Raw genomic sequence first — 21,226 nt, forward strand, 5'->3', positions numbered from 1 at the left:
TGAATGAACGGGTCGCAATTTTTACTGCCATGGGCGGCCAATGCAAACCCGGACTCATCAGGTTGCAATTTGCAGGGACGAGAACCGGGTTTTTTGCAAATTGCATGAGCCTGTTTACTTGAAGACACATTAAACCCTTGATTTGCCGATGAGCTGCACGGCGAAATCCGAGGCATGTTTTATGCTGTAGCTGGTCCTGAAGCTGACCGCGAATTTATTGAGTCGGCATTGATAGCTGATTGGCAATCTCACAATTAAGGAGAGGGTCGCCATGTTTCTTTCTGCCTTGGAACTCCGCAACATCGTAGAAAGCAGTTTTCTGCCGAAACGTTGTCAATGCACGCTGTCGCCGGACCTTAAAATGACCGTCAAGGTGTATTCGGACGGTGAAACCGATCAAGTAGAGCTGTTGAAAACCGGCATCGATGCCAATTCGCTCAATGGATGTCGGGAAATACAAGACCTGATCAGCGTATTGCGCTCCGACATGGAGCATCAGGCCAGCACCCAGACACTGCACCCCGACCGGCAAGCACTGTAACTCGCTGTCGTCACATTCCGGGTCTGGCCATGAAGCCAGACCCGCGTTCGTTGTTTCCGATCAATTCTGATAACTGCATGCATCGGACAGTTTGCGATACGTGATCTCTGCGGGTTTGCCTGACGCATCAATGTACTTCATGTCCGCCGTGATGACTTTGCAATCCAGGGTCGAAGGTTCGGTCAGCGAAACCACCTTGGCTACGTGCAGCGGCATGCCGTATTCATAGGGCACTGCTTGCGAAGAAGCGGTGTTGTTGGCCTGGGCCAGGCCGGTAAAACCGGTGCAGGCGAGGGCGGCGGTAACCAGCAAAGTGCGCATGTTCATGAGCGATCTCCAGTGCAGACAGAAAGTGCGCTCGACGTAACGAGCGTCGAGCCTGCCGCACTGGGCGTCAGAAAAACCTGAGGGCGTGCGGTCCAGTAAAGTTTTGGACCGCAGCGTTAAGCGATGGTTAACCGGGCTGAATGCCGCCTGTCGTGACGGGGAATTCTGTCAGGCGTTTCGTAGGGGTAAGAATCCTCAGTAGCTTCGGCTTCGTCCTACAAGGATGGATGCTTTGTCGACTTTCCGATGGTGGGCGTAGCAATTACTGTTTGGGCTCGCTGCAAAATCAGCGAACAGGTTTGGTCACCTGATAACACTTGTGCATAGATGTGCGATCATTCGCGCCGCAGACTTTTGAGTCTTGTAGTGCGTTGCAATGGTGGCTGTGTGCAGGACGCCTTCGGGCGAGCCGTTTGAGTGTTACCGGTTGACCAAGCCTGTACACAGCCGCCTCCATCGTTTGGTCACGGTGCTGGCGATTACTAATTAATACTCGAGTAATTACTATGCAATCGATCAATCCATTCCCCGATCGCTACCGTTCAATCAAAAGCAGCGTCACCGCTTCATCCCCCTTGGTCATCGACACAGAAGCCGACCCTCAAGACATCCTCGAAGCCGCCCTCCAGCGCGTCCGCGCCTCCAGTGATTTACTGGAAACGCTCCATATTCAATGTTTCAAGGACGGCGACGTGCAGGACATTCCGCATATTACCCATGCGCTTTACCTGCTGACGCAGGACGGTTGCGATCTGCTGAAGGTTGCTCAGCAACGGATGTTGAGTTGGAAGGCGCCTGTCTGACGTTAGAATTCACAGACAAATCCAGCGCCTTTTGGCGCTGGATTTTTTTATGGACGGTGTTTTGATCTATTGGTAACGCAACTTGAGGGCGTCGCGTCAAGGCTTAGAGGTGTTCAGTTCTATCAACGATTCACTGGGCAGGGTCGCTGGAAACTCATCTAATTCGAGGAAAATCCCGTCTTTTCCGTAGCTCAAATATTTGTGCGAGCTTTCATTACCCGTATTCTCAAAAATCACCTGCGCTCCCTGCGAGGAAATTTTTACCCAGCGAGGACGGTTTCTTTCGGCGAAATCGATACGTTGGATTTTCCCATCCGTTGAATCGAAATAGAACAAAGCACCTTGCAGATAGTTAGAAGCGAATTCGCCCGACACTACCAGTACGTTTGTATTTTTTTGATCTGATGCACATTGCCATTGCACGTCGCTCCCTCGAGAGGCCTCTGCATCGTCGTATATGAACCGGGTGATTTGACCGTAGCGGGTTTTGTAAATATAGGAATCGACGATTGGCGAACCACGCAGCAGCGAAATCGTGTGTTGTGATTCTGCCAGTTCACAATCAACCATCGTTTGTAGCGACGGTTGATCAGCAAACACCTGAACGCAAAAAGTGGCAAGTCCAATGCCAAACACAAAATTTTTCATTTGGTCTTGCCAGACGGACGATGAGGCCAAGCGATCGAGTGAAGTCCCATTCGCGGTCTTCGCCGGATTCAAAATGCGGCCGAGTTCGGTACGCGACTCAGAAACAGTTTCAGGCCTTGTTGATACAGCTCAGCGTCCATGGCATTGCTGTGTTTGGGGATGACATACGCCTTTCCCTTTCGATCCAGTTCGGCACAGGCAACCAAGTAGAAATCGGGCGTTTCCCTCACTCGCACAATTTGTCCCCACGCTAACCCGCTCTTGATGCCCTTGGGCCTGATCATGGTGAAACCCTGATCATCGAGTTGAAGGCGATAAGCTCCTTCAGCGGTCTTGAGGTTTGTGCGTAGCCTGGCTTCGATAAGGCGCTTGTTCCATCCGCGGAAAGTTGTGCGCGGCTTGGCACGGTTGGCGACGATACGAGTACGCAAATAGCGAATCAAGCGATCAGAGCCGAACCAACAGAGTAAGACCAAAGTCACCGCGCACAGAGCTAGGGAAATGACCTTCTCGGCTGTTATCTCGCGATCGGGCAAATAGAGCGCCAGCGCACCGGCAACCAGACAGAGGGCAAACAACAAAAGCGTGAGCCAGCGGTCCTGCAAACCGTCGACGTGGTCCTGCATGTTGCTGAGCTGCTGATCATTCTAAAGCATTTCGCGCTCCAGCAGTTCAGCCAATCGGGTCTGGGTTAGTGCGGGGGTTATGGTGAAATGAAGTTCCATGAGCTGAGTTCGACGTCCGTTTCTGAAAAGGGCACTGGCTTAAATATTTGCGATTTATGGGTGACCGTTTCCGACGGGCCATAGTCCCAATCTGCCGCAATGCTTCTTCTATACAGGGTCTATTCTTCGCCCGACCAATACCAAAGTGTATCTCCCCACTTCGAGTCACTGATGCTCGGCATGATCTCACCTTGCTGGAAGTGGCGTCTTGAGTTGCCCTGTGCCGGTGTAAACCAAAAGCCCGGTTTACTGCACGGCTCACCGGCAACAATACGATTAACTTGAGAGTCCGTAACTCCTTGGTAGTTTCTAGCGTATTCGACCAAGTCCTTTGGATAAACCATATGGTCAATTTTGCTGTCGTCTATGCCGTACAAAAATGCAACCGCACCAGCTTCAAAGGCCCAGTAACCCACATAGATTCCTTCCTCTCCTTGAAGGTGAGTGTCGTGCCAAGGAGCTTGTTTGAAAGCTGGATACCATTGCTGGCAATATTTTTTCAGAAGTTTTGGCGGTTCTTCTTTTTCATCGCTGTAAATAGCTTGAATAAGTGGCGTATATACATCGTGATACCACTCGTCAACATCGTGCCGATTAGGCATTACCTTGTTCAGTAGGGCTTCGTAAAGCGTGTCGTCACCCGCATATCCTGCGTCATCCATGAGCTTGACGAAGCGTGGGAGCAAGTCAGTCCGGTGCAAAAGTATGCACAAACTGATTACCTGGACGGCTTCTTCATATTGGTTAGGCCAGTCGTCTATTGCCAATGGCGATATATTTGGGATGCCCTGATACTCGGCAAGTGTTTTTTGGCGGATTTCGTATTTTTCCACCAAATCTTCAAGGAGAGTAATAAGGGTTTCTATATTCTCACCTGCAGTGTAAGTGGCGAGTAACTTGTCTAAAGCGAGCGTCTGGAAGTATTTGGCGCGCTGAGAGGCTTCTTCTAGAGCGGAGTCAGATTTGAATTTGTTTATTTTGAAAAATTCGATTAGCTCATCATGTTCTCTGAGAAAATTCTCATAGTGTTTTTGACTAAAAAATTTCTGCCGCATGTTCATAGCTGTCAAGCCTCAATCTTTAGGGTGTCCAATGCACCATATTTTTTGGTCAGGGACTTTTTGCGCTTGTTTACAAACGCTTTAACCTCTGCCTCATTGTAATGAAACGCTTTGTGAGCGTGGTGTTCGCTTTCATTTGCATTTTTTAATCTGGCCTCAGCATGCTCTTTAGGGCTGGAGCTAGGGTGGTAGAGTGGGGAATAAAATAAATGACGACTATAAGAAGTTTCTACTTGGGCGGCGAGTATTCGATTGCCGACGGCTTTTTGAAGATTAAACAGTATCCATTCCACGCTCATCTGTACGAGAACGTCTTTGGGTTTGGTGGTCCTGATTTTTGAGTTTTTGGAGGGCTGTTTTTTTGATCTGCCGGTGTTCTTGGCGCTCGGGCTTTTTTTCTCACTGGCATCTTGCTCGTTTTCGATGGGTTCAAGCAGCGTACTTGGATCGCCCAATCCTGAGACACCTAGCTTCGAGGCAACTCCAGGCTTACGCGTATTGTTCGGCTTACGCATAAATTTCGGCGCATCTTCATCTTTGCTCGCCTTCGCCTCAACAATGGCAAATTTTTCGCCGCCATTATTGGCCGGGTTCGCTCGCCAAACCGCATCTATCCCCGTTCCGTTAGCGCCATCAGACAGTTTGTAGAGAACGTGCTTCGCCTTAGGACTCCCACCCGCAGAAAGCTTCCCCGATTTACTCGCACTCGGCACACCCTCCAGCCACTTCCCATCCGCGCCCTTATCGTGGCCATCCCAATCCTGACCCCAACCAAACTCCACCGCGCAGATGTAGTCGGCAATATGCTCCCCGCTAACCCCCAGTCCTTCATTCAAAATACTGGCAGGCGCCTGAAGGCCAACTTTGGAAGCTTCAACCTGGTTGGAATGGGTGCCGCTCGCACCCTCGGTTCCTTTCGCCGCAACGGCGGAGTCTTTATTGGCAGGCTTTTCCGCTTTTTTCGGGTGGCTTGATCCGGAGGAGGCCGCAGAACTATTGCGTTGCATCCCTTTCCACTTAACCAACCGCTTCTCAACAATCCCCACCATGGCCGGCATGTTGTCGCGGGAGGCGGCGAGGACGGTGACGACTGATGTTTTTGCCCAGTTCGGCAGGCTCTGGAAAGTGGATGAGCCTTTTACGCCGGTGATGATCTCATCAAGCTCAGCGCGCAGTTTTCCTGCATCGAATATCTGTTTGAGCAGTTCTTCCGGGCTGGTTTTAACTCCGCACTCTTGCAGTACGAAGCGAAGCAGGTCGAACAACACCGGGGCGTAGCGTTGCGGGTCTTTGTTGACGATTCGCAAGCTCTTCTTCAGGCCGTCACCCGGTCCAGGCACCCAGCCGATGACGGCCATCAGCAGGTCAAATTGTGCGTCTTCCTTTCCATCCGTCGACTCTGCGTTGTAGAGGACGATGGAGGATTCGATGGTGTCGTAGGCGTCGATGGCTTGGCCCAGAAAGGGCACGGCGCCGAGCGCGATGCCTTTGGCCAATTCAACCGCTGCCTCTTGATAGGCGGCGCTACGGTCTTCGCCTCCGTCGTTTGCGCTCTCAGCTACTGCCTCGCTCATGTCAGCCTCCCTGCGGCTTTCTCCACCAATGCTTGTAAATCAACCTGGTCCGGGTCCAGACCGAGCTTGCGTAAATCTTCGTTAACCTTTTCGTCCGAGTTCTGCACCACCGTTACGGTTTCACGGTTGAACGGCCTTGGATCCTCGCCGTAGTAAACCATGGCCGGTCCTTTCGGGACGTCCTCCAACCGGGCGAAGCCGTCGTCATCCAGCACGCCTTCACGCGTGGACCCGTCTGCAAAGTCAACGCGATACGACGCACCCGGCACCGGCTCAAGGTTGTCGTAATGCAGGTTCAATTCCAGCCAGGTCGGATTGGCCTTGGCTTGTTTCATCAGCTGCCCGGCGATATCGGCAGCGGCGAGTCCCGGAATAAGCGGAGCAAGGATTCCAATCCCGGTTCCTGCCCCCGGCGCACCGCCCGAGTTCGCCTTCACCTCAGCACCACTAATGGTCACGCCACCCGCATCAACCTTGACGAAACTCCCCCCAGCCTTCGCCGTCAGTTCCATCCCGCCTTCAACCACGACCTTGTTGCCCGCGTGGTAGTGAATCTCCTCACCAGCTTCAACAAACTGCGCTGTGCCGACTTTGACGTGCTGAGTCACGCCCACCGTGAGGTGATCATCCGCCCGCGCTTCGGTCTTGCGGTCCAGATGCGTGATCCGGTGCTCTTCCACCTTGAACTCGCTGAACACCTTGGCCTCGACCGTGTCATGCCGTTCGTTGCCGATGCGGATTTTCTGGTCGTGCTCGATGTTTTCGTCCCAATCGCGCTGGGCGTGCAGGTAGATCTGTTCCGCGCCTTTTTTGTCTTCGATGCGGAATTCGTTGTAGCCCTTGCCGCCCGGGGAGCTGAGGGTCTTGAAGGTGCTGCGGGTCTTGTTCGCCGGCAGGTCGTAGGGGACGACGTTTTCCTTGTGGTACAGGCAGCCGGTGATCAACGGTTGGTCGGGGTCGCCTTCGAGGAAGGTGACGAGTACTTCCATGCCGACGCGCGGGATGGCGATGCCGCCGTAGGCGCTGCCGGCCCAGCCGGTGGCAACGCGCAGCCAGCAGCTGGTGTTGTCGTTGGCCTGGCCGTCGCGGTCCCAGTGGAATTGCACTTTGACGCGGCCGTACTCGTCGCAATGGATTTCTTCACCCGGCGGGCCGGTGACGATGGCGGTCTGGCTGCCGAGGACTTGCGGTTTCGGGTGCTCGAGGGCAGGGCGGTAGTGCGCGTCCCACGGTGTGGCGAGGAAGCGGTTGCGGTAGCCCTGATGGAAATCGTCTTTGTTCTGGGTGACGTCGCTGGTGACGTTTTCGCCCAGCACTTGCGGCTGCTTGCCTTCGTGGACCACTTCCAGCAGCAGCCAGAGGTCGTTCCATTCGGCGCGCGGGTGTTCGCTCAGGGCCATGAAGTGGCCGCTGACCAGCGTCGGCTGATCGCCTTTGCCTTCCGCGAGTTTGTAGTCGCTGCGGTGGCGCTCAAGGGCGCGGGTTGCCAGTTGCTTGCCGCGGGCCCGGTCGGTGAATCGGCCTGGGTAGTCGTAGTCTTCCAGATCAGGCGCGAACGCGCTGGAAGCGGCGCCCTCCGGGAGGATGCGGGGTTTTTCGAAATCGTAATCGCGACGGCTGACGCGGGTGGTGCGGGTTTCCAGGCGCAGGTTGAAGCGCTTGATCACCGGTTTCTCGGCGGCCATGCCCGAATCTTGCTGATAGGCCACGGGCGCGAGTTTGCGGAATACCGTCTGGTCGTCGCCGAACACCAGTTTGTGGCCGCTGCTGCTGTGCTGGAAGTGGAAGTGAATGCCTTCTTCCTCGCACAGACGCTGGATGAAATGCAGGTCGGATTCGTCGTACTGCACGCAGTAGACGCGCTCCGGGTAGATCGCGCCGAGCTGGAAGCTGTAGGCGTCGGCCAGGATTCCCCTGTCTTCGAGGACTTGGGCGATGATCTTCGGCACCGTCAAATGCTGGAAGATCTGCTGGTCATGGTTATGCCGCAGATACGCCAGTTGCGGCACCAGGCTGATGCTGTAGCGGGTCAGGCTTTTGCCGGAGTCGCCTTGCTCGATGCGATAGACCAGGCCGTGAATGATGCCTTCGCCGGTGGCGCCGAACGTCAGGCAGCCACGCTTGTGCAGCAACTCTTCGAGCTTCAGGTCGGGGCGGGTGCTGACCAGTTCGATGTCAAAACAGAAGGGCTGATTGAGGGCTTCGCGACCGACGAAACTGAGAACCTGAAGGTCAACGGAAACGCCTTCCAGCGTGAGGGAAATATGGATTGCGTTTGCGTCCAGCATGCCTTGAATTCCGTCCTTTGGATAAGCAGATGCGGATGGTGCAGGATTAAACCGCCTCGTTCAAGGCGCAAATGCCGTAGGCGATGAGGCAGGGCTGCATCGGGGAAACCCTTAATGGTATGGTTTTGGTCGTCAAGCACCCCATCATTTTCAGCGTCTGGACGTTAGCTATCGCGGGCAAGCCCGCTCCCACAGTGGTTTATGTCGTACGCAAATTCTGTGTACGCCAGAAAACCCTGTGGGAGCGGGCTTGCCCGCGATGAGGCCATCGGCTTTAGCCAAGATCCAACTGCCGCCGATACGGCAAATCCGGCCCGGTCTTGCTGCACGTCAGCGCCGCCGCTTGCACCGCAAACCTCAACATCCCGTCGATCTGCTCGCGGGCCAGCGATTGCACGCCTTCCACCGAATCCAGCTGCTGCTCGGTCAGCCAGGTAATCAGCGCCGCCTGAAAGGTATCGCCAGCCCCCACGGTGTCGGCAATCTTCACCGAACAGGCCGGCACCGACCACGAACCATGCTGGCGGCTGAACACCGTCGCACCCTCGCCACCGCGGGTCAAAAACACCAACTGACAGCGATGCTGCAACCAGCCTTCAATCACGCGCTGCGGATCCTGCTCGGGATACAACAGGCTCAAGTCCTCGTCGCTGACTTTGATCAGGTCGGCCAGCTCGACCAACGTGGCCACGCGCGAACGCCACAGGTCGATGTTCGGTTCAGGATTGAGCCGCACGTTCGGATCGAGGCTGATCAGCCGTTTGCCGCTTTCCCGCTGCACCAAGGCCAGCAATGTGTCGGCAATCGGCTGCACCACCAACGAGAACGAGCCGATGTGCAAGCCGCGCACCTCCGGGCCTAACTCCGGCAGATGCTCAGGTTTCAATTGACGATCCGCGCAGCCTTCGCCACGGAAGCTGTAATGCGGCGAGCCATTGGCGCCGACCGCGACCATCGCCAGCGTGGTCGGTGCCGCGAAGTCCACCAGGTAATCCGGACGCACGCCTTCATCCTGCAGCACTTGCTGCAAACGTCGGCCAAGGTAGTCGGTCGACAGCCCGGCAAACAGCGCCGCATCCACGCCGAGCCGGCGTAAACCGACCGCGACATTGAACGGTGAGCCACCGGCAATCGCCTTGAAATTCACTTTTGAAGCCAGGCCGCTGGCGTCGTCTTCACTGAAGAAATCGAACAGCGCTTCGCCACACACCAGGTACATAGTTATTCACTCTTTAAAGGGTTGCGACATGCTGTTGATAGCGTTCATAGGCCTGCTGACAGGCCGCCACGTTTGCTGCGATCGGCAGGGTTTCACTGGCGAGGTCAAGCTTCACGCAACGCTCGCACAGGTCCGCCAGGCTGTCTTCGTGGCCGTTTGCCCAGGACTTGCACCACGCGGCCTGAATCGCCGCGCCGAGGGCGGCGGCTTCGCTTTGTTCGGTGCAGATCACCGGGGTGTTCATGATGTCGGCGACGATCTGCCGCCACACCGGGCTTTTCGAGCCGCCGCCAATCAGGCAGATGCGCAGGCTTTGTAAGCCATTCTGGCGCAGCTGGTCCAGTCCGTAACGCAAACCGAAGGTCGTGCCTTCGACCACGGCGCGGCACAGGTTGGCTTGCGTCAGGTTAGTCATGGTCAAGCCCAGCAGGCTGCCGGTGGCGTGGGGCAGCGCGGGGACGCGTTCGCCGTTGAGGAACGGCAGCATGCACACGCCTTCGGCACCGATCGGCGCTTGCGCCACGAGGTCGTTGAACCGTTCGATATCCAGCTCGAACAAATCGCGAACCACTCCGGTGGCGTTGGTCAGGTTCATGGTGCAGATCAGCGGTAGCCAGCCACCGCTGGAGGCACAGAACGTCGCGACCGAGGCGTCCGGGCTGACTTTGGGTTGATCAGCATAGGCATACACCGTGCCCGAGGAACCGAGGCTCATGGTGATCGCGCCGGGTCGGATGTTGCCGGTGCCGATGGCGCCCATCATGTTGTCGCCGCCGCCGCTGGAGACCAGCGCCTTGGGGTTAATGCCCAAGTGTTCGGCGATGCCCGGCAGGATCGTGCCGACCGCTTGATGGGCGTCGATCAGCTCCGGCAGCGCGGCTTGCAAGCGTCCGCTGGGGTCGATGTCGCGCAACAGCTGCAGGTCCCACTGGCGGGTGCGCACGTTGAAATAACCGGTGCCCGAGGCGTCGCCGTACTCGCTGCAACTGCGGCCGGTGAGCCAGTGGTTGAGGTAGTCGTGGGGCAGCAGGATGCGGGCGATCCGGGAAAAAACCTCCGGGTGTTGTTCTTTGGTCCAGAGCAGTTTTGATACCGTGTAGCCCGGTGCGATGACCACGCCGAGGCGTTCCAGCGAGCCTTTTTCACCGCCGAGATGGGCGAGCAGGCGGTCGTTTTCCGCGGTGGATTCGGTGTCGCACCAGAGCTTGGCGGGGCGCAGCACCTGGCCTTGATCATCGAGCAGGACCAGGCCGTGTTGTTGGCCGGAGACGCCGATGCCGAGGATCTGCTGGCCGTCGACGTTGGCAGCGAGCAAGGCACGGCGAGTCGCTGAAGTGAACGCTTCAAGCCATTGCGATGTGTCCTGCTCACGACGGCCATTGGCGCCGCTGATCAACGTGTGTGCGGCAGCGCCCTGGCCAAGGACCTGACCGCTGACCGCATCGAGAACGATGGCCTTTGTGCCTTGGGTGCCGCAGTCGATGCCGAGGAAGAGTTGATGGTTTGCCATGGGGAGGTCCTTGGTGCGTCAGGTTGATATCAGCCCGCATTCAACATATTTGGAGGCTGACGGTCAGCCATCGCGGGCAAGCCCGCTCCCACATTGGCCCGTGGTGGAACACACATTTGTGAACGACATTGATCCCTGTGGGAGCGGGCTTGCCCGCGATGACGGCAAGGTTTCACCGTCGTCCTTAAGCCAGCACCCGCTCCAGGGTCCGCGTCACGCCCACCTCCCGCAAACTGTTGCAGCACCACTCAAACGCCGCGACAAACTCTGGCGAACGCGGAATCGCCGTGCCAAAGATCTCCTCCACCGCCAACAGCCGCTGCGTGATCAACGCATCATCCGCCACCAGCGCCTGGCAAAACGCGGCGCGCGGATCGGGAATCGAGTAGGTCTCGCCATTCTCATCCACCCCCTTCAAATACAACGCCCACGCCGCCACCACCAATGCCGCACGCCGGGTCTCCCGGCCATCGGCAATCAATCGGTTAATCGTCGGCACGGTGAACTTGGGAAATTTCGATGAACCATCCGAACACACACGCTCCAGCTGATCGGCAATCGCCTGATTGGAGAAGCGCTCCACCAGCGTGTTCTTGTACTCGGTCAGGTCGATCCCTGGCACGGAAGACAGCTGCGGCGTGACGTCCAGGTCCATGTAGGCGCGCATGTACCGCACAAACAGCGGATCGTTCATGGTCTCGTGAACGAAGCGATATCCCTTCAGAAACCCGAGATAGGTCAGTGCCAGATGACTGCCGTTGAGCAGTTTGATCTTCATTTCTTCATACGGCGTGACGTCATCGGTGAACTGCACGCCGACCTTTTCCCAGGCCGGACGGCCGTTGACGAACTTGTCTTCCAGCACCCATTGCACAAACGGTTCACAGACCACCGGCCAGGCATCGTCGACGGCATGTTTGTCGTGCAATTGCAGCTTGTGTTCGGTGCTGGTCATCGGCGTGATGCGGTCGACCATGGCGTTGGGAAAGCTGACGTGCTCGGCGATCCAGTCGCGTAGGTCCGGATCGCGTAAAGCAGCGAAGGCCAGCAGCGCCTTGCGGGTGACCGCGCCGTTGTGCGGCAGGTTATCGCAGGACATCAAGGTGAACGCCGGGGTGCCGGCGGCACGGCGTTTGGCCAACGCGGCGCAGAGGAAACCGAACACGGTTTTCGGCGAATCCGGGTGCGCGAGGTCGTGCTGAATCTGCGGCAGATGAGCCATGAATTCGCCGTTACTGTCGTCGATGCAGTAACCGCCTTCGGTGATGGTCAGCGAGACGATGCGAATCTCGGGGCTGGCCAGTTTGTCGATCAACGCTTGCGCGCCGTCCTCTGCCAGCAGCATGTCGCGGATCGCGCCAATGACCCGGACTTCAGTGTCGTCGGTGTCGCCCAACTCGAACAGGGTGAACAGGTAATCCTGCTCCTTCAGATCGTCCCGGGCGCGGCGGTCTTCGGTGCGCAGGCCAACGCCGCAAATCGCCCAGTCCAGGCCCTCGCCGGTATTCATCAAGGCGTCGGTGTAGTACGCCTGATGGGCACGGTGGAAACCGCCGACGCCGATGTGCGCGATGCCTTGGCGGGTGTCGCTCAGGGCGTAGGCGGGCATGACCACCTCGGGAGCGAGGTGGTGCAGGTTCTGTTTATTCAGTTTCATCACAGGCTCTCTGAAATCAGGCCGCTGCGCGCAACGGGCGGGTCAGCGCCACGCCGTCGGCATCGAATAAATGGCAGTGTTCGGCATCCAGGTGCAGGCTCAGGGTTTCGCCATAACGGCTGGCCAGGTCGCCGCGAACGCGCAGGGTCAGCGCTTCAACGGACGAGGTCAGCACGTGGCAGAAGGTGTCGCTGCCCAGGCGTTCGCTGACGTCGGCGGTGACTTGCAAAGTGCAGTCGCCGGGTTGCGCCAGTTCCAGATGTTCCGGGCGAATACCCAGGGTCACCGCGCCGCCGACGCTCAGGTTGGCGCCGCTCAACGGCAAGGTGATGCGGGTGCCCGCATCGAGCGCCACTTCGCAGCTTTGGCCGTCGACACGGGTAACTTTGCCCTTGAGGAAACCCATTTTCGGCGTGCCGAGAAAACCGGCGACGAACAGGTTGGCCGGCTGGTGATACAGGTCCAGCGGCGAACCGACCTGCTCGATCTTGCCGCCATTCAACACGACCACTTTGTCGGCCATGGTCATGGCTTCGACTTGATCGTGAGTCACGTAGATCATCGTGGCTTGCAGCTCTTTGTGCAGGCGCAGCAGTTCCAGACGCATCTGCACGCGCAGGGCGGCGTCGAGGTTGGACAGCGGTTCGTCGAACAGGAAGATTTTCGGATTACGTACGATGGCGCGACCGATGGCGACGCGTTGACGCTGGCCGCCGGACAGTTGCTTCGGCTTGCGCTCCAGCATCGGCCCGAGTTCGAGGATGCGCGCCGCTTCGCCGACCTTTTTTTCCACTTCGGCTTTCGGCATGCCGGCCAGATCGAGGGCAAACGACATGTTTTTGCGCACGCTCATGTGCGGGTACAGGGCGTAAGTCTGGAACACCATCGCCAGGTCACGCTTGGCCGGGCTGACTTCGGTGATGTCGCGGCCATCGAGTTCGATGGTGCCGCCGCTGACTTCTTCCAGGCCGGCGATCAGCCGCAGCAGGGTGGATTTACCGCAGCCCGACGGGCCGACGAAGACCACGAATTCCTTGTCGTTCACTTCCAGGTCGATGCCTTTGATGATGGAAAAGCCTTCGAAGCCTTTTTGCAGATTCTTGATTTTCAGGTTGGCCATGGTGATGGGCCTCCGCTTGTTGTTATTCGTTTACGTCGGACGGGCTTTTTGTGTAGGAGCCAGGCTTGCCGGCGAAGGCGATCTCAAGGGCGCCTTCGCCGGCAAGCCTGGCTCCTACAAAGATCGTGTCCGGCGGACGTTACGGTGGTTCGCGTTGGGTGGGCGATCCTCATTTCACAGCGCCAAACGACAGGCCGCGGACCAGTTGTTTCTGGCTGATCCAGCCGAAGATCAGGATCGGCGCGCAGGCCAGCGTGGACACCGCCGACAACTTGGCCCAGAACAGGCCTTCGGGACTCGAGTACGACGCGATCAACGCGGTCAGTGGCGCGGCTTTCGACGAGGTCAGGTTCAACGACCAGAACGCTTCGTTCCAGCACAGGATCAGCGACAGCAGCACCGTGGAAGCCAGACCGCCCTTGGCGATCGGCAGCAGCACCCGGACCATTTCCTGCCACAGCGTGGCGCCGTCGAGGCGTGCGGCTTCGAGGATGTCTTTGGGGATGTCCTTGAAGTAGGTGTAAATCATCCAGACCACGATCGGCAGGTTGATCAGCGTGTAGATCACGATCAGCGCAATCCGCGTGTCGAGCAGGCCAAAGCTCTTGGCCAGCAGGTAGATCGGCATCAGTACGCCCACCGGCGGCAGCATCTTGGTGGAGAGCATCCACAGCAGCGTGCCTTTGGTGCGCTGGGTTTCGTAGAACGCCATGGAGTAGGCCGCCGGCACCGCAATCAGCAGGCACAAGGCGGTGGCGCTGAAGGAAATCACCACCGAGTTCCAGGCGAAACTGAAGTAATCGCTGCGCTCGTTGATGTGCAGGTAATTCTCCAGCGTCGGGGTGAAGATGAACTGCGGTGGCGTGGCGAACGCGTCGATTTCGGTTTTGAAACTGGTCAGCACCATCCAGAAGATCGGGAAGAAGATCAGGATCGCGATGGCCCAGGCCAGGGTGCCGAGCAGCAGGCTTTGCAGGCGGCGGGATTGTTGAAGGGTCATGGCGCAGGCCTCAGGCTTTGTCTGTCAGGTTTTTGCCGATCATCCGCACCAGCACGATGGCCGCGATGTTGGCGATCACCACCGCAATCAAGCCGCCGGCGGACGCCATGCCGACGTCGAACTGCACCAGCGCCTGGTTGTAGATCAGGTAGGCGAGGTTGGTCGAGGCGTAGCCGGGGCCACCGTTGGTGGTGGTGAAGATTTCGGCGAACACCGAGAGCAGGAAGATGGTTTCGATCATCACCACCACCGCGATGGGACGCGCCAGGTGTGGCAGGGTCAGGTGCCAGAAAATCGCGACAGGGCCGGCACCGTCCAGGCGCGCGGCTTCTTTCTGTTCCTGGTCGAGGGACTGCATGGCGGTCATCAGAATCAGGATCGCGAACGGCAGCCATTGCCACGAGACTATGATGATGATCGACAGCAGCGGGTAGTGCGCCAGCCAGTCCACCGGTTGCGCGCCAAACAGTTTCCAGACGTAGGCAAGAATCCCCGACACCGGGTGGAAAATCAGGTTCTTCCAGATCAGCGCACCGACGGTGGGCATGATGAAGAACGGCGAGATCAGCATCACCCGCACGATGCCGCGACCGAGAAACTCACTGGCCTCCAGCAGCGCGCTGATCAACACCCCGAGCACCACGCTGATCAGCAACACGCTGCCCACCAGCAACAAGGTGTTGGTGGCGCCGGGCATGAACCCGGAGTCCGTCAGAAAATAGGTGAAGTTCTCCAGCCCGACGAACTCGTTTTCACCGGGGTTGAGCAGGTTGTAGCGGATCATCGAGAAGTACAGCGTCATGCCCAGCGGCACGATCATCCACAGCAGCAACAACGCCACCGAGGGGCTGACCAGAAACCAGCCGGGATTGGCCAACCGGCTTTTACGCACCGGTTGGGGAATGTCCATGTGAGCTTTGGCAGTTGAAATATTCATGGCGTTAAAACCGATTGGGAACAGACAAATGAAGACCTAATTGTGGGAACGGGCTTGTGTGGCGAGGGAGCTTGCTCCCGCTGGGTTGCGAAGCGACCCCAAAAGCTTTGCGACTGCTTCGCAGCCGAGCGGGAGCAAGCTCCCTCGCCACACAAGCGGTTCCCATAATGAAATGGCGGGTTACTTGGGATAACCGGCGCGCTTCATCTCACGTTCGGTGGTTTGCTGGGCGGCAGCCAAGGCCTGATCGACCGTGGTCTGGCCGATCAGCGCCGCCGAGAACGACTTGCCTACTTGAGTGCCAATCCCCTGGAACTCGGGAATGGTCACCAGCTGAATGCCGATGTATGGCACGGGTTTGAGTGTCGGTTTGCTCGGGTCCGCCGCTTTCAGCGATTCCAGCGTCACCTTGGCGAACGGCGCGGCGCTCATGTAGGCGTCGCTGTAGGTCGAGGCCCGAGTGCCTGGCGGCACGTTGGCGATGCCGTCCTTTTCTGCGACCAGTGCGCCGTACTCCTTGGAAGTCGCCCAGGCACTGAAGGTTTTTGCCGCGTCCTTGGCCTTGGAGCTGGTCGGAATCGCCAGCGCCCAGGAATAGAGCCAGGCCGAGCCTTTGTCGGTGGTCTGATGCGGCGCGTAGGTGAAGCCAACGTGTTCGCTGACTTTGCTCTGGGTCTTGTCGGTGACGAACGAGCCGGCGACGCTGGCATCGACCCAGATCGCACACTTGCCGCTGTTGAACAGCGCCAGGTTTTCGTTGAAACCGTTGCTCGACGCGCCCGGTGGACCGGATTTCTTCATGGTGTCGACGTAGAAGTTCAGCGCGTTTTTCCACTCGGGACCGGTGAATTCAGGCTGCCATTTCTCATCGAACCAGCGTGCGCCATAGGCGTTGGCGACGGTGGTGATCAGCGCCATGTTCTCGCCCCAGCCGGCCTTGCCGCGCAGGCAGATGCCGTACTGTTCTTTGTCCTTATTGGTGAGTTTGCCGGCGAATTCGCCGATCTGTTCCCAGGTCGGGCGCTCGGGCATGGTCAGCCCGGCCTCCTTGAACAGGTCGGTGCGGTAGTAGGTGATGGAGCTTTCGGCGTAGAACGGCAGGGCGTACAGCGAACCCTTGACCGACAAACCTTCACGCACCGAAGGGAACACGTCGTCGAGGTCGTAAGTGGCGGGCAAATCCTTCATCGGTTCCAGCCAGCCCTTGGCGCCCCAGAGTGCGGCTTCGTACATGCCGATGGTCAGCACATCGAACTGTCCACCCTGGGTGGCGATGTCAGTGGTCAGGCGTTGGCGCAGGACGTTTTCTTCGAGCACCACCCAATTGAGCTTGATGTCCGGGTGCTCGGCTTCGAACGTTTTCGAGAGCTTTTGCATGCGGATCATGTCGCTGTTATTGACGGTGGCGATGGTCAGTGTCTGAGCGCCGAGGCTGACGCTGCTGAGGGTCATGCAGGTGAGGGCTAGCAGAGCTTTTACCGAAGGTTGCATCGTGCACTCCTTTTCTGCACCCGGTGGGGACAGAAGGACAGTTATTGTTTTTGTGTCTTCCGAGGCAGGAAGAATGTGCACTGATTACAGCCTTCAATTGAGGATGAGACAAATCATCCATCGCACTTGGATCGATACTATTTTGCACTGGGGTTAGAGGGGGGAGATGCAGGAACAGGCTTCGCAGGGGTGAGAGGGCATTGAATTTGTACAGGTTTTGAGGGCCTCTTCGCGGGCAAGCCTCGCTCCTATAGTGGTTTTGTGTCGTTCATTTAATCGTGCATCAAACCCCAATCCCGTAGGAGCAAGGCTTGCCCGCGATGGCGATCTGAAAAATCAACACATAACCCGCGCTTTCATCCAAGGTTCTGCTCGGTCAACCGCTGCACCGCCAGCCGCCGGTAATGCGAAGGCGTCATGCCCTTGAGCTGTTGAAAACGCCGGTTGAAATTGGAAATGTTGTTGAAGCCTGACTCGAAACACACATCGGTCACCGGCTTGTCGCCATCGGCGAGCAATTCGCAGGATTTGCTGATGCGCAGTCGGTTGACGAACTCGATGAAGCAGCGCCCGGTGGCTTGCTTGAATACACGGCTGAAATAAGTCGGCTTCATGCCCAGGTGCTCGGCGACTTCTTCCAATGGCAGCTCCCGGGCGTAATGGGCAAAGATGTAATCCACCGCCCGGTTGGTGCGATCGATATTGTGCTCGTCCGCCAGTTGCGGCGTCGTGGCACCGGACAGCAACTGGTAGTCGTCGGACGCTGCGAGCAATTCCAGCAGTATGAAAAAATGCCCGAGCCGGGTTACGCCCTTGGTGTCGGCAATACGCTGCATCAAGGTCATGGCCTGGCGGATCGTGCGTTTGCAGCGAAACTCGATGCCGTATTGGGCGCGCTCCAGCAAGGGCGCAAGCGTCTTGAGCTCGGCAAACACCTGATGGCCGCTCTCGAACAACTCGTCGGTGAAATTGACCAGCATGTCGCGCTTGGGCACCACTTCGTCCTCGGCTACCTGGCTGATCCAGTTATGGGGCAGGTTGGGGCCGGTCAGAAACAGGGTTTCCGGATAGAAGTTGCCGATGTAGTCGCCAATGAACACCTTGCCGGAACTGGCGACGATCAGGTGCAGTTCGTATTCCTTGTGGAAATGCCAGCGTACCAAGGGGCAGGGGAAACCGTGCTGGCGATAGATGATCGACAACCCGTTGTGGTCGTCCATCAATTCGTAGGAAGGATCGGTGACTCTGGCAGTCCGGGTCATATCAGGGCGCTTATTTTGTTATTGCACCCTGATCATGCCTCTTTCCGGACGCTCAATACCAGTCTTTGACGCAAGCCCTTGCACGAGTTAGCGATTTGTACCGTTTGCCTTAATGATGTTGGCCGTCCGGCAATGCTTTACCAGGTTTGACTTTTCGAAAAAGTCCGCATTGATAATGCTGCTCTTCAGGGGCCAGTCACTGATCGCGGGATCAAACCATTGATCAAGAAGCGCCTCGATAGAGACTGGCCCCATATGAATAAGGTAGCTGGTCGCAGACAAGGACCATGGCAGCAGGTCGCTCGGCGGGTATTTCATTACCCGAGTGATGTGCGCCTTCAGTTCATCGGTGTTGGTATCACCTATACCACTCCATTCATGTTTGAGTTGACGGCAAAAGTACGTTCTGTCGATCTCCGGGTGAGATTGCGCCGCCACCAGTACACGCTGACTACGACTGATCTGCTTCAAGCTTCCCAGTGTCAGGAGAGCGTTTTCACGCGGAATTATCCGGTCACCCAGATGGGTCACCAGCAATCTGTTGAACTCTTTGTAGTTGAAGTACTGGTTGCCGGCCCTCAACTCATGAAAATCAAGCACGATGAACTCATCGGGGTTTTCCTGAAGAAACCGGATCACGTTCATGATCAGGTTTTCCAGTGAACGCGAAGACCGCCATCCTTTATGGTGAAACCAGAAGGTAGTGCCGCCGTTGCGTCCGGTTTCATCCTCCAGCCGAAGATCAAGTGCGCGTGCCCCGTGAGTCAATTGATAATAAAAAGAATGGTTCTGGCAGGCTGCCCAATGACTGACGCCCGGTCCTATATAGGAGGCTTTCCGGTCCGCTCCGGCATTGTGGGCGCCCGGTAGTACAAGCTGTGTAATTGTTAAAGCATCTATAATCGGGATATCGCTCATCCATCGGTTGAGCTTTAAGTCTTGGGCGATATACGGGAAGTTGGGAAGTTCTGTATTTCGTTCGCTGTTCATTGATGCATCCTTGCACATGGATTAAAAGTTATCCGGGGTTAGTTATTCGGATCAGTGCAAGTTAAACTTTTAGGTATCCTCTTTAAATCGGTTTTTTGCTTCAATCCATTGCGACATATATTGAGTGCTTTTGTGTTGATGATGACGCAACATGCTGCCGGTGAAGTTGTCTCGCCTTAGTTGCGAAAGATGCTGTTGGTAATACTCAAGTTTTGCAATCAATGCCGGGCCGTGTACTTGCTTCTGATAACGTTGGGCCAACAACTGTAAACCGACGGTCTGGGCGCTAGACCATTGCGACTGGTCTTTATAGAGTTGCACCGCGCTATCGGCGAAGTCCTGAGCGGTCCGGGTGATCGCGCCTGGCCATTGCTCCTGGCCATGCATGGCTTCTGCGCCAATTGGCGTGGTGACATTCGGCGTGCCACAGATCATTGCATCAACGAGCTTGCCCTTGATGCCCGCGCCGAAACGTAACGGCGCCAGACACACTCGCGCCGCCGACATGACCTGCAAGGCGTCTTCTGCCCAGTTCATCACGTGGAACCCTTGAGCCGCATTGTGCAAGGCAGTCGCTTTTGGGGGGGTATAGGCCCCGTAGATGTGCAATTGAGCAGTGGGCAACTGCTCGCGAATCAGCGGCCAGATCGTGGTTTTCAGCCAGAGCACCGCATCCCAGTTGGGCGCATGGCGGAAGTTGCCAATATGGATAAAGTGCCCGCGATCTTCGAACGGTGCGGGCGGGCTGTCGGGTACATCGACCATCAACGGGCACCAATGCAACAGACTGCGCGGAACGTTGAACTGCTCGACCAATAATTCGATTTCCACTTCAGAAATCATCAGGTTCAAATCACTGCGATACAACGCCGCGATCTCGCGTTTGGCCAGGTCGGTGTCAGCCATCAGTTCGAATTCTTCACGCAAGGCCGGCGCGAACAGGTCGCTGAAGTCATTGGCATCATCACTGGCCTTCAGGCGATCCTTGAGCCGTTGATGCCGGGCATGACGCAGGCTTTGCAAATCCTGGGTGCCCAACACGCGCAAGGCATCAGGGCAGTGCTTTTCGACGCGCCAGCCGAATTGTTCTTCCATCATGAATTGTTCGAACAGCACGATATCCGGTGCCAGCTCGCTGACAAAAGCGTCGAAACTGCTGTTGTTCAGCTCGATCGGCACTTCGCGAATGCCCAGCGCTGTCAGGTCTTCCTGGTGTTCGCCAGCACCAGCGGGGCTGCTGAATGTCACGTCCCAGCCTTGTTGCAGGAAAGTCCCAAGCAGTTGCATCACATACCCGCCGGCCGCTGAAGACCGAGGCTCGGGCCAGACGTAGCCGATGGCCAGGACTTTGGTTGCGCGGGGTTGATTCATGAAGGGCGATTCCTTGAAGCGGGGCAGGGATAAAAGCGGGGCGCAATTAAACCACAGCCGGGCGATTACCGAGCCCGCTTCAACGCGGACTAGCAGTTGTTCAGAATGCCTTTGACCTTGTCCCGCAACTGATCAATGGAAAACGGCTTGCCAATCACATGCATCCCCGCGGGCACATCAATGCTTTCGGCATAACCACTGGCAAACAGGATCGGCAATTCGGGGCGAACCATGCGTGCCTGTGTGGCCAGTTCACGGCCATCCATCACCGGCAACCCGACGTCGGTCATCATCAAATCGATGTATTGATCTTCATCGTTGAGAAACTCCAGCGCCTGTTCACACCCGTCAGCCTCCAATACCTTGAATTCCAGCTCCTCGAGGACATCGACGATCAGCATGCGCACGATGTCGTCGTCTTCGACGACCAGGATGATGGATTTTTCGGCGGACATAATGGGGCTCTCAAAAATTGAATTCGCGGTGGCCGGTCGATCAAAAACGCCGGGCTCTAGCATGAGTAAGTGACGGAACCCGACAAGTTCCCAACCACGCCATAAAAAAGAATAGCCGCACACGGGCCGGCAAGGATAACCGCTCACTTGCGCTGGAGCAGCTGAATGTAGGATTTTGCGCGAAAACACGTCAGAAAAATGGATCAATCCGGCTGATTTGGGGCAAACTCCTTGGTTTTCAACAGTT

19 protein-coding genes are annotated in these 21,226 nt (G+C 57.0%); 2 read left to right on the forward strand and 17 right to left on the reverse strand.

Translation table 11 applies throughout. The features are described from left to right. Nucleotides 1-271 precede the first annotated feature (271 nt). A complete protein-coding gene (locus KJF94_RS10660) occupies nt 272-541 on the forward strand; it encodes a DUF1652 domain-containing protein (RefSeq protein ID WP_214383209.1) in 270 nt (89 codons plus the stop codon). Between the two features lie 60 nt (nt 542-601). Here the strand turns inward: KJF94_RS10660 and KJF94_RS10665 are convergent, their stop codons facing one another. Beyond that, the gene (locus KJF94_RS10665) at nt 602-868 is read right to left on the reverse strand and encodes a DUF2790 domain-containing protein (RefSeq protein ID WP_214383211.1); all 267 of its coding nucleotides are present in this window, start codon (nt 866-868) and stop codon (nt 602-604) included. Between the two features lie 506 nt (nt 869-1,374). Between KJF94_RS10665 and KJF94_RS10670 the strand changes: the two genes are divergently transcribed. Further along, entirely contained in the window at nt 1,375-1,671 is a 297-nt protein-coding gene (locus tag KJF94_RS10670; protein ID WP_214383213.1) for a hypothetical protein, read from the forward strand. Between the two features lie 96 nt (nt 1,672-1,767). On the opposite strand, the gene KJF94_RS10675 is transcribed toward KJF94_RS10670, so the two are convergent. From KJF94_RS10675 to KJF94_RS10750, 16 genes are all read right to left on the reverse strand, one after another. Next, nucleotides 1,768-2,319: a hypothetical protein gene (locus KJF94_RS10675; protein ID WP_214383215.1), complete on the reverse strand. Its 552-nt coding sequence runs from the start codon at nt 2,317-2,319 to the stop codon at nt 1,768-1,770. Nucleotides 2,320-2,387: 68 nt separating this feature from the next. Then, complete coding sequence (locus tag KJF94_RS10680; RefSeq protein WP_214383217.1) at nt 2,388-2,945, reverse strand: YcxB family protein; 558 nt, start codon at nt 2,943-2,945, stop codon at nt 2,388-2,390. A gap of 218 nt (nt 2,946-3,163) precedes the next feature. After that, nucleotides 3,164-4,105 carry a PoNe immunity protein domain-containing protein gene (locus tag KJF94_RS10685; RefSeq protein ID WP_214384833.1) on the reverse strand — a complete coding sequence of 314 codons (942 nt, stop codon included), beginning with the start codon at nt 4,103-4,105 and terminating at the stop codon, nt 3,164-3,166. A 5-nt stretch (nt 4,106-4,110) separates the two neighbouring features. Further along, nucleotides 4,111-5,679: a hypothetical protein gene (locus KJF94_RS10690; RefSeq protein ID WP_214383218.1), complete on the reverse strand. Its 1,569-nt coding sequence runs from the start codon at nt 5,677-5,679 to the stop codon at nt 4,111-4,113. Next, nucleotides 5,676-7,967 (reverse strand): type VI secretion system Vgr family protein, encoded by a 2,292-nt coding sequence (locus tag KJF94_RS10695; RefSeq protein WP_214383220.1) that lies wholly within the window; start codon nt 7,965-7,967, stop codon nt 5,676-5,678. Before KJF94_RS10695 ends, KJF94_RS10690 begins: the two co-directional genes overlap by 4 nt. A 274-nt stretch (nt 7,968-8,241) precedes the next feature. Further along, nucleotides 8,242-9,186: a carbohydrate kinase family protein gene (locus tag KJF94_RS10700; RefSeq protein WP_214383222.1), complete on the reverse strand. Its 945-nt coding sequence runs from the start codon at nt 9,184-9,186 to the stop codon at nt 8,242-8,244. 13 nt (nt 9,187-9,199) lie between these two features. Further along, the gene (gene xylB / locus KJF94_RS10705; RefSeq protein ID WP_214383224.1) at nt 9,200-10,696 is read right to left on the reverse strand and encodes a xylulokinase; all 1,497 of its coding nucleotides are present in this window, start codon (nt 10,694-10,696) and stop codon (nt 9,200-9,202) included. A 184-nt stretch (nt 10,697-10,880) separates the two neighbouring features. Next, entirely contained in the window at nt 10,881-12,353 is a 1,473-nt protein-coding gene (locus KJF94_RS10710; protein WP_214383226.1) for a mannitol dehydrogenase family protein, read from the reverse strand. A gap of 16 nt (nt 12,354-12,369) precedes the next feature. Then, nucleotides 12,370-13,473 carry an ABC transporter ATP-binding protein gene (locus tag KJF94_RS10715; protein WP_214383228.1) on the reverse strand — a complete coding sequence of 368 codons (1,104 nt, stop codon included), beginning with the start codon at nt 13,471-13,473 and terminating at the stop codon, nt 12,370-12,372. Between the two features lie 169 nt (nt 13,474-13,642). Further along, nucleotides 13,643-14,473, reverse strand: a complete 831-nt coding sequence (locus tag KJF94_RS10720) for a carbohydrate ABC transporter permease (protein WP_007936731.1) — start codon at nt 14,471-14,473, stop codon at nt 13,643-13,645. 10 nt (nt 14,474-14,483) lie between these two features. Next, nucleotides 14,484-15,410 carry a carbohydrate ABC transporter permease gene (locus tag KJF94_RS10725; RefSeq protein ID WP_214383230.1) on the reverse strand — a complete coding sequence of 309 codons (927 nt, stop codon included), beginning with the start codon at nt 15,408-15,410 and terminating at the stop codon, nt 14,484-14,486. Nucleotides 15,411-15,590: 180 nt separating this feature from the next. Then, on the reverse strand, nt 15,591-16,901 hold the full coding sequence (locus tag KJF94_RS10730; RefSeq protein WP_214383232.1) for an ABC transporter substrate-binding protein: 1,311 nt from the start codon (nt 16,899-16,901) through the stop codon (nt 15,591-15,593). 356 nt (nt 16,902-17,257) lie between these two features. Then, entirely contained in the window at nt 17,258-18,163 is a 906-nt protein-coding gene (locus tag KJF94_RS10735) for an AraC family transcriptional regulator (protein ID WP_214383234.1), read from the reverse strand. An 87-nt stretch (nt 18,164-18,250) separates the two neighbouring features. Further along, nucleotides 18,251-19,153, reverse strand: a complete 903-nt coding sequence (locus tag KJF94_RS10740; RefSeq protein WP_214383236.1) for a phosphatidylinositol-specific phospholipase C domain-containing protein — start codon at nt 19,151-19,153, stop codon at nt 18,251-18,253. A gap of 69 nt (nt 19,154-19,222) precedes the next feature. Beyond that, nucleotides 19,223-20,524: a glycosyltransferase gene (locus KJF94_RS10745; RefSeq protein ID WP_214383238.1), complete on the reverse strand. Its 1,302-nt coding sequence runs from the start codon at nt 20,522-20,524 to the stop codon at nt 19,223-19,225. A gap of 89 nt (nt 20,525-20,613) precedes the next feature. After that, nucleotides 20,614-20,979: a response regulator gene (locus KJF94_RS10750; RefSeq protein ID WP_214383240.1), complete on the reverse strand. Its 366-nt coding sequence runs from the start codon at nt 20,977-20,979 to the stop codon at nt 20,614-20,616. Between the last annotated feature and the right edge of the window lie 247 nt (nt 20,980-21,226).

The organism is Pseudomonas hormoni, from assembly GCF_018502625.1.
GTDB lineage: Bacteria > Pseudomonadota > Gammaproteobacteria > Pseudomonadales > Pseudomonadaceae > Aquipseudomonas > Aquipseudomonas hormoni.